Genomic DNA, 12,049 nt, shown 5'->3' on the forward strand with positions numbered 1-12,049 from the left:
CTATCTGTGCTTGAACTCCGGTTGGCGCTTCTCGCTGAACGCGGCCATGCCTTCCTTCTGATCCTCGGTGGCGAAGAGCGAGTGGAACACCCGGCGCTCAAACAGAACACCTTGCGCCAGGCCCATCTCAAATGCTGCATTCACGGCTTCCTTGGCCACCATTGCGGCGGGCTTGGACTTGGAGGCGATGACTTCGGCTGCCTTGAGCGCTTCGTCGATCACCTCGGCTGCAGGGACCACTCGCGAGACCAAACCGGAGCGTTCGGCTTCGTCGGCGTCCATGAACCGGCCAGTCAGAACCATGTCCATCGCTTTCGCCTTGCCCACAGCCCGGGTCAACCGCTGCGAGCCGCCCATTCCCGGGATCACGCCGAGGTTGATCTCGGGCTGGCCGAACTTGGCGTTGTCCCCGGCAATGATGAAGTCAGCCATCATGGCCAGTTCGCAGCCACCACCCAAAGCAAAACCGGACACAGCAGCAACAACAGGGACGCGGAGGCGGGTGAGGTCCTCCCAACGGCGGAACCAGTCCGCCGCATACATCTCCATGTAGCTGTTGGAGGACATTTCCTTGATGTCAGCACCGGCAGCAAAAGCTTTGGCGGATCCCGTGATCACCACGGCGCCAACGTCGGGATCAGTGTCCATGGCCGTCACTGCATCCACAAGTTCGTTCATGAGTGCGGTATTCAACGCATTCAACGCCTCCGGTCGGTTCAGTGTCACCAAGCCAACCCGTCCCCGACGTTCCACCACAATGTTCTGGTACTGCTCAGTCATGCTCTCCCTCTCCGCCAAGCTCGTCATAAGTTCAGTTCCAACCTCTCACACAGACTTATCGCGGATCTCCGTGATGATGCCGGAGAAGTCCCTTCCGGCACCTTCACCAGCGGCAAAGGCGTCGTAGATACGCGAAGCCAAAGGACCCATTTCCGCAGCAACGCCCGTGCTTTCCAACGCATTCACGGCCAGGCGCAGGTCCTTGGCCATCAGCGCTCCGGCAAAGCCAGGCTGATAGTCGCGATTGGCAGGGCTGGTGGGAACCGGGCCGGGAACGGGACAGTTCGTAGTCAGCGCCCAGCATTGGCCCGACGCGTTGGAAGCGACATCGAACAGAGCCTGGTGCGTGAGCCCGAGCTTCTCGCCGAGCACGAATGCTTCGGCAACGGCGATCATGGACACCCCCAGGATCATGTTGTTGCAAACCTTGGCGGCTTGGCCGGCGCCATGGTCACCGCAGTGGACGATCCTCTTACCCATGAGCTCCAAAACTGGCCTCACGGTTTCGAAATCCTCCGGCAAAGCACCCACCATGAAGGTCAAGGTGCCGGCTTCGGCCCCCACCACACCGCCTGAAACAGGGGCGTCCACCGAGCGGTGACCGGCTTCCAACGCGATCACCGCGGCCTCGCGGGCTTCATCCACGTTGATGGTGGAACAGTCCAGGAACAAGGTGTTTGGCTTCGCAACAGAGAGCAGTCCAGGGCCCTCCACACCGCGGTAGGCATCCAGCACATGCTTGCCGCTGGGCAGCATGGTCAACACCACGGCCGCTTCCGCAGCAGCCTCATGAGCCGTCGATGCCATGGGAATTCCGTGAGCCCGGGCTGCCTCGACGGCCGCCGGAACGGGGTCGTAGCCAATCACATCGTGCCCTGCCTTGATCAGGTTGGCCGCCATGGGACCACCCATATGGCCCAGGCCAAGGAAAGCGATGAGTCCCGTTGCCGGGGCTTGGATATCTGGCACGGCTGCGTTCTCTGTCATGTCGTCTCCTTCAAAGTGACTGGACTGGACTGGCTGAAAGCCCCAGCTCCCGGTCGCCGAGCGGCGCAAAGTAGCCCTCGACGTCGGACTCCCGGACTTCGGCGAGAGTCGGCGGCTTCCACTGCGGGTTGCGGTCCTTGTCCACCACCTGCGCGCGGATCCCCTCCCGGAAATCGGGCCCGGCCAGGCATCGCAGGCCCACCCGGAATTCCTGATCCAGCGCCTCCTCCAAAGAGAGCCCACGGACGCGTCGCAGCGACTCAAGCGCCACCTTCACCGACGTCGGCGATTTGGCCTCGATCGTGTCTGCTGCAGCGGCTGCCTCGTCGCCCAAAGCACGCAGGCTCCGGACGATCTCTTCCGCATCCTCGTAGGCGTAAGCGGCATCGATCCACTCCCGCTGCGCCGCCAAAGCTGACTCCGGCGAGGCTTGGGCAAAACGCTCGACGGCGGCCTCCGCCGTCGAGCTTTCCAACGCTTGCGCCAGCGCGGGCAGCTCGGACGACGGCACGAAGTGGTCTCCAAGCCCCAGGAAAAGTGCGTCCGCGCCGGACAAGTGCGCCCCGGTCAAAGCGGCGTGCGTTCCTGCCTCCCCCGGCGAACGTGAAAGCAGAAGGGTCCCGCCAACGTCGGGCACGAATCCAATGGTGGTTTCCGGCATGCCGGTGCGCGTCCGCTCTGTGACCACGCGCACTGAGCCGTGCGCAGAGATGCCCACGCCGCCGCCCAGGACGAGCCCGTCCATGAATGCGACGTACGGTTTGGGGTAGTGCGAGATCAGCGCGTTGAGCCGGTACTCGTCAGCCCAGAACTCAGCCGTCGCGGTGCCACCATGCAGCATGTCTTTGTAAATGGCCACGATGTCGCCACCAGCGCAAAGTCCGCGGTCGCCCGCGCCGCGCACCAGGACGGTGGCAACGGCGTCGTCGTCAGCCCATTCGGTCAGCTGCTGGAGCATGGCTTTCACCATTCCATCGTTCAGCGCGTTGACTGCTTTCGGGCGGTTGAGGGTCACGACTCCGAGGTGGCCGCGACGCTCAAAGAGAACATCTTCTGTTTCCAAGGCCCCCATCAGCTGCCTGCCGGCATGATGAAGCTGGCGCCCTGGCGAATGCCGGAAGGCCACCGCGACGTCACGGTCTTGGTCTTGGTGTAGAAACGGAACGCATCGGCGCCATGCTGGTTGAGGTCTCCGAAACCGGACGCCTTCCAGCCGCCGAACGTGTAGTAGGCGATCGGCACCGGAATCGGCACATTGATGCCCACCATGCCTACCTCTACCCGGCTGGCAAAGTCGCGGGCGGAGTCGCCGTCGCGGGTGAAAATGGCCACGCCGTTGCCGAACTCGTGTTCGCTGCAGAGCCTGAGCGCTTCGTCGTAGTCAGCCGCGCGCAGCACGCTGAGGACGGGACCGAAGATCTCTTCCTTGTAGATCTTCATGTCCTTAGTGACATTGTCGAAGAGCGTTGGGCCCACCCAGAACCCGCCGTCGTAGCCGTCCACAGTGAGGCCTCGACCATCGGTGACCAGCGTTGCGCCTTCGTCCACGCCGGACTGGATGTAGCCTTCGATCCGCTCTTTGGCAGAAGCAGCCACCACGGGACCGAAGTCCGAATCCTTGTCCAGGCTGTGGCCGACCTTCAGATCCTTCACACGCCCGGTCAGCTTGGCCACCAAGGCGTCTGCGGTTTCCTGGCCAACGGGCACGGCAACGGAGATTGCCATGCATCGTTCGCCTGCGGAACCGTACCCGGCACCAATCAGGGCGTCGGCAGCCATGTCCAAATCGGCGTCGGGCATGATCACCATGTGGTTCTTCGCACCGCCGAAGCATTGGGCGCGCTTGCCGTGCGCAGCTGCCGTGGCATAGATGTACTGGGCAATGGGGGTGGATCCCACAAAACCGATGGCCTTCACCCGCGGATCTTCGAGCAGCGCATCCACGGCTTCCTTGTCGCCGTTGATCACGTTGAAAACGCCGTTCGGCACACCGGCTTCGCTGTACAGCTCGGCAAGGCGCAGCGGAACGGAGGGGTCCCGCTCGGAGGGCTTGAGAATGAAGGCGTTGCCGGCTGCGAGCGCCGGTCCGGACTTCCACAGCGGGATCATGGCCGGGAAGTTGAAGGGCGTAATGCCCGCGACGACGCCCAGCGGCTGGCGGAGCGAATGGACGTCGATCCCCTGGCCGGCGTTGTCCGAGAACTCGCCCTTGAGCAGATGCGGCGCCCCGGCGGAGAACTCCACTACCTCGATGCCGCGCTGGATGTCGCCCTTGGCGTCGGCGAAGGTCTTGCCGTGTTCGGATGACAGGAGCTTTGCGAGCTCGTCCATGTTCTGGTTGACCAGGTCCACGAACTTGAGCAGGATGCGTCCCCGGCGTTGCGGGTTCATTGCCGCCCATTCGAGCTGACCCTTTTCGGCATTTGCGACGGCGTTGCGAACCTCGTCCGCGCTGGCCAGCGGAAGCCGCGCTTGGACTTCGCCCGTGCAGGGATCGTAAACATCACTGAATCGACCGGACGTGCCTTCGATCCTCTGGCCGTCTACGTAGTGGGAAAGCTCGCGCACCATGGTGGAATGCTCCTTTGCATCGTGAATGACTGCCGTGCCGCCGGGTGCTGGGACCGTTGCGGAGCACGTGACCAACTGTGATCCAGGTCATCTCTGAATCCGAATATACTCGGACTTCCTACTAATTTCCAGAGGGGTATTTTTCTGCCGCGGGACCTCCGCCCACCTCGTCCGCTCGGGCAGGCCAGCGTCCGGTCACCTTGTGGAAATCGATGGCAGTCATGAGGGGTGTTACGTCGAAGGTGCGGATATTCAGGCTGAGCTTTGCACCATGAACGGACTTGACCGTCAGGATCGGCTGCCCCTTCATCACCTGAACGCGGTAGTGCGCAATCTCGCCGTAGGGAACTACGTGTTCCTTGCCGAGCACGGTTCGGAAGGCAACCTCATGGGCGCGCGGAGCCACGTACCAATTGCGGTACATCAACACGAAAGCAAGGCCGGCCAGGAAGATTGCAACAGCAGTGATTCGGGAACCCAAGGGAGAAGGAGCATAGGAGAACGAGACCAAGCTCATGATGAGGCCGAAACCAAGGAAAAGCCAGCCAATGAAAGGCACCACTTTGGGCAGGCGCACCTGTTCCGGATACTCCTTGGACCTATTGGGGTGCTTCCGGGCCCACCAAGTGCCCACTGCAAGGAGCCCTGCGACGATTGCCCCGATAACGATTTTTAGGATGAGCTCGGTTGACATGCCCCCAGCCTATAATCGGGTCGCACGGAACCTCGGGGACCCTAGTGGACCTCTTTCATCTCCTTGTACGCTTCCAGCGCTTCCGCCCGTGTTGTCTTCAGGTCCACGATTTCCTGCGGGTATTCGGGTGTTCCGAACTCGGGAATCCAGTGGGCAATATACTTCCCCTGGGGATCGAACTTCACGCGCTGAGCCTCCGGATTGAAGATCCTGAAGAACGGCGAAGCATCCGCCCCGGAACCGGCTACCCATTGCCAGTTGGCCGGATTCGACGCCGGATCGGCGTCCACCAAGGTGTCCCAAAACCATTGCTCCCCCAGCTGCCAATGAATGCCGAGGTTTTTGACCAAGAAACTCGCGGCAACCATACGGACACGGTTGTGCATCCAGCCCGTATGCCAAAGCTGCCGTTGCCCCGCGTCCACCATGGGAAAGCCGGTGCGACCCTGCTGCCAGGCTTGGAATTCCTCCGGCGCTGACTCGTGGCCGGGGTGCTTGCCGTTGCTGTCACTGCTGCCGTTATGGTTGGTGCCCGGCCAAGCCCAGGGAAAGCGATCAAACTCCGGGCGAAGGTTGGCCGTTGCAAGCTCTGGATTGTGGAAGTACTGGTGCCAGCAGAACTCGCGCCAGCCCAACTCGGAAGCATAGATAGAGGCGCTTTCCGATCGCTTGGAACCCAAGGCGTGCCACACCTGGAATGGGCTGAGCTCACCCCAGCGCAGGTAGGGAGACAGGCAACTGCTTCCATCTGTATCCGGACGGTGACGGCCCTCGCTGTAGTTGGAGAGGCCGTCCGCCACGAACGTGGCGAGCCGCTTGTGCCCGGCGGCAGCGCCCGGCGTCCACATTTCGGCCAATCCGCGGGACCAGTCCGGCGTGGTGGGGAGCAGTTGCCACGATTCCAAGTGGTCATGGACGGGCAGTTTTCCGGTGAATCCGTGTCCCGCTTCAGGGACTTCCAGCGGCTCGCGGAAGTCCTGCGCAGAAACAGTCCGCCAGAAAGGGGTGAAGACTTTGTATTGCCCGCCCGTTTTAGTGGTGACCTCCCACGGCTCATGGAGCAGGGAAGCCTGAAAACTCGAAACATGCAGTCCAGCCTCGGCCGCCCAAGCCTTGATGCCGGCGTCGACCGTCCGCTCAGCGGAACCGTACCGCCGGTTCCAGTACAACCCGCCGGCACCAATCGCCGTCGTGGTCTCCTGAACCACGTCGGCTGCAGATCCACGGCGGAGCAGCAGGGGAACACCAAGCCTGTCCAGATCCTCGCGAAGGGCAGTAAGCGAGTGGTGGAGCCACCAACGCGCGGCCCCACCGTGAGGGCGGATACCCGGCGATTCTTCGTCAAGGACGTAGAGGGCAACGGCCGCACCGTCGTCGACGGCGGCACGCAGGGCCGGGTTATCGGCGACCCTCAGGTCGTCGCGAAACCAAACGATGGACGGTTTCATTAGAGCCTTTCAGCGAGAACCTCCGGAAACAGGAACAGCCCATGCCCCCTAAGAATCCTAGGGGCATGGGCTGAAAGCTTGCTGGAATGAGATCAGGCGATGGATGCCACTGCTTGTTGGCTAATTTCGGAAACCGGGATGTCGGTGGCGGTTTCGCTCCACAGGGGAACACTGTTTACTACGTAGTCCCGCGCGGCTGCACCTACCATGCTCATGCCGGGGTAAATTCTCTGTCCACTGACCTTGATGGGTTTCAGTCCCTGGCGTTCAAGGGCTGTTTTGAAAGCGGAGTCGGGAATGGGGATTTTGCGTCCGAGAACGCACCAGCTGATGTACAGGCCGTAGAAAGTGTCAAAGTCCAAGCCGTTCTCAGTGTCGTCCTCAAACACCACACAGTCGCGAATAAAGCTGCCAATTTGGGTGTCGGTCATTACGGGGCCTCCGGCGTCGGAAGAAATGCGGGCCGCCGGGCTGCATCAGCGAATGTCCTATCCCTCACTATAGACCCGTTCTGGTTGCCCGGACGAGGAAAAGAGATTAACTCTGGGTTGCGGGCGGGTTTGTCCTCCGCGGATGCGCTGGGCATGGCAGGGCTCTGGTGCCCGCACCCTCTCCGGCGTACCGTCATTTACATCCGTGCAGAAGGCCGCCCAGCGCGCGGCCGCTAGAGCTCAAGCGATCCGCGAGCTCACTGGTTAGGAGCATCAAGTGGCTGGATGGAATGCTGACACCGCAGCGGGGCCGCTGGGCTCCGGAACGGTCACCTTGGTAGAAGGCTCGTCCTTCTGCATTTCCTCTGCCAACGGGGACATTCACCCCGAACTTCCCCATGGCGTCTTCCATCTGGACACCCGGATACTCTCCCGATGGGAGCTGACCGTCAACGGCCAGATGATCGAACCCCTGGCAGCCGAAACCCGGGAACCTTACCGTGCGCTGTTTGCAGGACGGGTACCGCGTTCGGACGGGTACGCGGACAGCCCGTTGCTGGTGGAACGCTTACGGGAAGTCGGGGCAGGAATCCTGGAGGAGATCACCGTCCGGAACTACTCCAAGCGGCCAGCAGAGTGCCGGATCCTGCTGACTGCCGAATCGGATTTCGCGGACCTCTTTGAGGTCAAGGAAGCGCGGATCACCCGGGAATGGACGGAAACCCGCGTCCCGGAGGGCGACTCCTTGGAGATCCGCGGAAAGTGGGAGGGCATCCGGAAGAGCGTGGTGATCCGGGCTGAGGGTGCGGGCGCAGGGGCTCGAGCGTTGGGATTCACTGCCAGGATTCCGCCTTCCGGGAGCTGGAGCACCCGCGTGAGCGTCGTCCCCACCCTTGACGGCGCAGGGACGCCCTTCACCCATCCGGCCCGCGGCGAGTTGTCCCCCAGCGATCGTCGCCGGGAGGAATGGGTGGCCAAGATCCCCCGCCTGCAGGTGGGGAATCGCGCCATCGAACGCACCCTGAGGCGCAGCTACGAAGACCTGGGCGCGTTGAGGATCCAGGATCCGGACCACCCGGACAGGGTGGTTGTTGCCGCCGGGGCGCCCTGGTTCATGACGTTGTTTGGCCGCGACTCCTTGTGGGCGTCAGAGATGGCACTGCCCGTTGACCCGTCACTGGCATTGGGCACCCTCCGCACGCTGGCTGACCGTCAGGGAACGGTGGTGGACACCAACAGCGAGGAAGAACCGGGCAAGATTCTGCATGAAGTCCGGCTGGACGTCTCCAGCGGTCTGGCCCTGGGCGGCAAGTCCGCGTACTTCGGCAGCGTGGACGCCACTCCCCTGTTTGTCATCGTCCTGGGTTCCGTCAGCCGGTGGGGCTTCGCCAAGGATGTGATTGCGGAGCTCCTCCCCAATGCGGATCGCGCGCTCGAATGGATCAGTGACTATGGCGACCGGGATGGCGACGGCTTTGTGGAGTATGGGCGTCCCAACGAGCACGGCCTGATCAACCAGGGCTGGAAGGACTCCTGGGACGGCATCAACTTTGCCGACGGAACCATTGCCGAACCGCCACTGGCACTGTGCGAAGTCCAGGCATACGTGCATGGCGCCTATATGGCGCGCGCTTGGATGGCTTACGACGACGGCGATCTCATCTTGGCGGCCGAGCTTCGGGAACGCGCGGATCGCTTGAAAAAGAAATTCAATGAGGAGTTTTGGCTCCCGGACAAGGGCTACTACGCGGTGGCCTTGGATAAGGACAAGCGACCCGTGGATGCGTGTGCTTCAAACATGGGGCACTGCTTGTGGTTCGGGCTGGTGGATGAAGACAAGGCACCCCTCGTGGCGGAGCGGCTCATGTCCCCGGAAATGTTCAGCGGCTGGGGCGTCCGGACACTGGCCAGCGACATGGGCGCCTACAACCCTGCCAGCTACCACAATGGGTCAGTCTGGCCACATGACAACGCACTGATAGCGGCGGGGCTGCTCCGCTACGGCTACGTGGAGGAAGCGCAGCGCATTGCCACTGCCCTCCTTGAGGCTGCCGAGTTTTCAGGCGGCAGGCTCCCCGAACTGTTCTGCGGTTTTGACCGCGGACAGTTCAGGGAGCCCGTGCCGTATCCGACTGCCTGCTCCCCGCAGGCATGGGCTGCCACCACTCCCATCCAGCTGATCACCGGACTCATGCGTTACGACGCCCACATTTCCTTGGGCGGCGTCTGGCTGGATCCCGTATTGCCGGAATCATACGGTGACCTGCACATCAGCAATGCCCCCATGGGGAGCGGGCGCATCACCATTGATGTCACCGGCTCTACATCCCAGGTTCAGGGACTTCCGGAGGGCCTGACACTCCACCGTGCCCAACGGCCCTGGATCACTGAGCTTGTGGAAAAGGCCGAGCTGCGGCGGACAGAACCCTAGGAACTACTGGATTGCTGCCTTGAGTTCCTTCGCAGCCAGTTCCGGATCAGCTGCGCTGTAGATTGCGCTGCCCGCGACCGCTACGTCGGCACCGGCCAACTGCACGGCTCCGATGGTTGAAGCGTTGACTCCACCGGCCACAGAGAACGGTACCCGGGCCTCTTCGCCGGCATTAAGCAGTCCACGCAGGTCGTAACCCGGCTGGGCTTGCTCATCAAGGCCAGCATGGAACTCGACGAACTTTGCGCCCAAGGCGCGGGCTTCCTTGGCGCGGGAAACCTTGTCAGCCACGCCAATCAGGTCCACCACGATGCCCTTGTTGTGGGTCTGTGCAGCTTTGACTGCACCCGCAATGGTGGAGTCGTCCGCCGTTCCAAGGACGGACACCAGGTCGGCGCCTGCCTTGAAAGCAATGTCGGCTTCAAGCTCGCCGGCGTCCATGGTCTTCATGTCCGCGAACACGATCTTGGTAGGGTGGGCTTCCTTGATTGCCGTGACGGCGGAGAGACCCTCGGCCTTGATCAGCGGGGTGCCCAGCTCGATGATGTCCACGTGCTCGGCTACTTTGCCGGCGAGTTCCAGGGCGTCTTCGATGGTGAGGAGGTCGAGTGCAACTTGCAGTTTCATGGTGTTGTTTCCTTCTTTGGAATGGTTAATGTATCGGGCGGAAATTTGGAAGATGACCTGGGTCTATTCCAGGTTGGCGTGCCGCAACCAGAGCTGCTCAGCCGGCTCGTCGGTGGCGCCCCAGAGAGCATGGAAAACAGCCTCGGTAACCAGGAAGAGCGACTGTTCGAAGAGGCTGCCGGAGTACTGCTGCGAAACATCTGAGCCATGGTCCGTCTTCTGGGCGGCAGGGATAACCACCACCGCGTGGACAAGGCCAGCCAAGGGGGAAGACGAGTTGGTGGTGATTGCAACAACCTGGGCTCCTGCCGAGAGTGCTGTTTGAGCCGCTTTGACTACCCCGGATGTAGTACCTGAACCGGAAGCGACAATCAGCAGATCCCCTGCATTGATGGCAGGTGTTGTGGTGTCACCCGCAACATGGACGGTTTTGCCGAGGTGCATGAGGCGCATGGCTGCCATCCGTAAGACCAATCCACTCCGACCGGCTCCGGCGAGGAAGACGCGTTCAGCACCACTGATCTCGTCGGCAAGACGGGAAACTTGTCCGTAATCAATGCGGGAGGCCGTGTTTCCCATCTCGCCCAAGATCAGGGATACGTTACTGGCTACGTCGTCACTGGTGGTTGTTGCTGTTTCTGCGGTGACGTTCACTTTCACTCCTTTTGCAGGTGGGTGCCTCTTCCCTTAGAGGGCCTACTACGATTGTTCCGGTTACTTCAGGTAGGGGTAACGCCAAAAATGGACAGTGATAACCACCCGTTCGGGTAGGCATCTGGAGCGAGCTCCTTTAGGCTGGGTGGCATGCACCAGCGCACCGACTTCCACTGGCCTCTTCTGGATGCGGTTGCGTCCATAGCGAAAGCCCCCTTGATGGGCATTGCCGAAGAACTCCGCTCAGCCACCCTTCCCTTCCTCACATCGAGTGCCCTGGTCATCTTCACTGAGGACTGCACGGGCCGACCCCAAAAAAAGGCCGGCGCAGAGGACATCGTCAGCAGGGTCTCCATCCCGGAACTGGAACGGTTGCGAGCCTCAGTGGACGGGGAGGGACCTTGGCGGGGGCCAGCCTTGATTGGCGGCCAGCAGAGGGAGGTCATCGCGTTCCGCTTTGCACCAAGCAATGCCCTGCTGGTCCTTACCGATCCGGTGCCAACTGCCGCCGATGCGGACAGTGGATCCCTACGGATGGTGACCTACCTTTGGGAGATTGCGGCGGCGCGTATCCAAGAGAAAGTGAGCGACGCACCGCCGTCGTATCTCCTGGAGTCCCGGGCAGCATCGGCGGAGCGTGTCCGCGTTACCGGCGAGCTGGTGGACCAGCACTCAACAACCTTGGAAACTGTCCTCGCGGCGTTACGTTCAAACTCCCTGGACGATCGCGCGGCCCGTACGTTCGTCACCGATCTGACCGCCAAAGCCTTGGTCGGTCTACGTACCCTCAGTGACCGCACCAGCAACCTGGTGGAGGAGCCCGTCGCCAAGGCGTTCGAGAGGCTTCGGGAAGACCTCAGGCCGCTCATGCACTTCAGTAACATCGACATCCAGTTCATCGAACCGCCTGCGAACGGAAGGGCACTGCCCGGCGAGGTTGCCCACGCCGCCAGGGCTGTGGTTCGAGGATTGGCCCTGGCTATCGCCGAGCAGTCGGATGTTCATCGGGTCCGGACGCAATGGGACTGTGATGGGGAGAACCTGCTGATCAATGTCAGGGATGACGGCGGCGGGGAGCTTTCCCCTGAAGGTCCCACGCTTGAACGGTTGCTTCAACGTGTGCAGGCCGTCGACGGGACCATGAACGTCGACGTCATGCAGGGATGGGGCGCCGATATCTCTGTGGTCCTGCCGCTGGATCCGCCGTCAACTCCTGCGGGGGACGTAGCAGAGTGGGGGCTGGCAGGCAGGGAACTTGAGGTTCTTCAGTTGCTGGCTGCCGGCCAGCGTAATCGCTCCATTGCCGCTGATCTGGGCATCAGCGAGAATACTGTGAAATTCCATCTCCGGAACCTCTTCCGGAAGCTCGACGTCCGGTCCCGCACTGAGGCCATTGCTCTGGCCCACAGTGCGGGACTCCGGTAGC

Annotated in this window: 11 protein-coding genes; 2 read left to right on the forward strand and 9 right to left on the reverse strand. The window is 62.0% G+C overall.

Going from position 1 to position 12,049, the window contains the following annotated elements; genetic code table 11:
- The 7 genes from M1D89_RS21615 to M1D89_RS21645 form a co-directional block, all read right to left on the reverse strand.
- Positions 1 to 780, reverse strand: a complete 780-nt coding sequence (locus tag M1D89_RS21615; RefSeq protein WP_498646853.1) for an enoyl-CoA hydratase — start codon at positions 778 to 780, stop codon at positions 1 to 3.
- Positions 781 to 825: 45 nt separating this feature from the next.
- A complete protein-coding gene (gene mmsB, locus M1D89_RS21620) occupies positions 826 to 1,767 on the reverse strand; it encodes a 3-hydroxyisobutyrate dehydrogenase (protein ID WP_498646855.1) in 942 nt (313 codons plus the stop codon).
- A 10-nt stretch (positions 1,768 to 1,777) separates the two neighbouring features.
- Positions 1,778 to 2,839, reverse strand: coding sequence for an enoyl-CoA hydratase/isomerase family protein (locus tag M1D89_RS21625; RefSeq protein WP_498646856.1), 1,062 nt, complete (start codon positions 2,837 to 2,839; stop codon positions 1,778 to 1,780).
- Positions 2,839 to 4,338 carry a CoA-acylating methylmalonate-semialdehyde dehydrogenase gene (locus M1D89_RS21630; protein WP_498646858.1) on the reverse strand — a complete coding sequence of 500 codons (1,500 nt, stop codon included), beginning with the start codon at positions 4,336 to 4,338 and terminating at the stop codon, positions 2,839 to 2,841. The genes M1D89_RS21625 and M1D89_RS21630 overlap by 1 nt, the downstream gene beginning before the upstream one ends.
- A 121-nt stretch (positions 4,339 to 4,459) precedes the next feature.
- Positions 4,460 to 5,032: a hypothetical protein gene (locus M1D89_RS21635; protein ID WP_498646861.1), complete on the reverse strand. Its 573-nt coding sequence runs from the start codon at positions 5,030 to 5,032 to the stop codon at positions 4,460 to 4,462.
- A 41-nt stretch (positions 5,033 to 5,073) separates the two neighbouring features.
- Positions 5,074 to 6,480 (reverse strand): cryptochrome/photolyase family protein, encoded by a 1,407-nt coding sequence (locus M1D89_RS21640; RefSeq protein ID WP_498646863.1) that lies wholly within the window; start codon positions 6,478 to 6,480, stop codon positions 5,074 to 5,076.
- Positions 6,481 to 6,572: 92 nt separating this feature from the next.
- Positions 6,573 to 6,911, reverse strand: a complete 339-nt coding sequence (locus tag M1D89_RS21645) for a hypothetical protein (protein WP_498646865.1) — start codon at positions 6,909 to 6,911, stop codon at positions 6,573 to 6,575.
- A gap of 277 nt (positions 6,912 to 7,188) precedes the next feature.
- Here M1D89_RS21645 and M1D89_RS21650 point away from each other — a divergent pair, with 277 nt between their 5' ends.
- Entirely contained in the window at positions 7,189 to 9,342 is a 2,154-nt protein-coding gene (locus tag M1D89_RS21650; RefSeq protein ID WP_498646867.1) for an amylo-alpha-1,6-glucosidase, read from the forward strand.
- Positions 9,343 to 9,345: 3 nt separating this feature from the next.
- Here the strand turns inward: M1D89_RS21650 and hxlA are convergent, their stop codons facing one another.
- Both hxlA and hxlB read right to left on the reverse strand, forming a co-directional pair.
- Positions 9,346 to 9,969 (reverse strand): 3-hexulose-6-phosphate synthase, encoded by a 624-nt coding sequence (gene hxlA / locus M1D89_RS21655; RefSeq protein WP_498646869.1) that lies wholly within the window; start codon positions 9,967 to 9,969, stop codon positions 9,346 to 9,348.
- Between the two features lie 63 nt (positions 9,970 to 10,032).
- Positions 10,033 to 10,623, reverse strand: a complete 591-nt coding sequence (gene hxlB, locus M1D89_RS21660) for a 6-phospho-3-hexuloisomerase (RefSeq protein WP_498646870.1) — start codon at positions 10,621 to 10,623, stop codon at positions 10,033 to 10,035.
- A 150-nt stretch (positions 10,624 to 10,773) separates the two neighbouring features.
- On the opposite strand from hxlB, the gene M1D89_RS21665 reads away from it, so the two are divergent.
- A complete protein-coding gene (locus M1D89_RS21665; protein WP_498646872.1) occupies positions 10,774 to 12,048 on the forward strand; it encodes a helix-turn-helix transcriptional regulator in 1,275 nt (424 codons plus the stop codon).
- Position 12,049: the final 1 nt, after the last annotated feature.

Source organism: Arthrobacter sp. D3-18 (assembly GCF_054408525.1).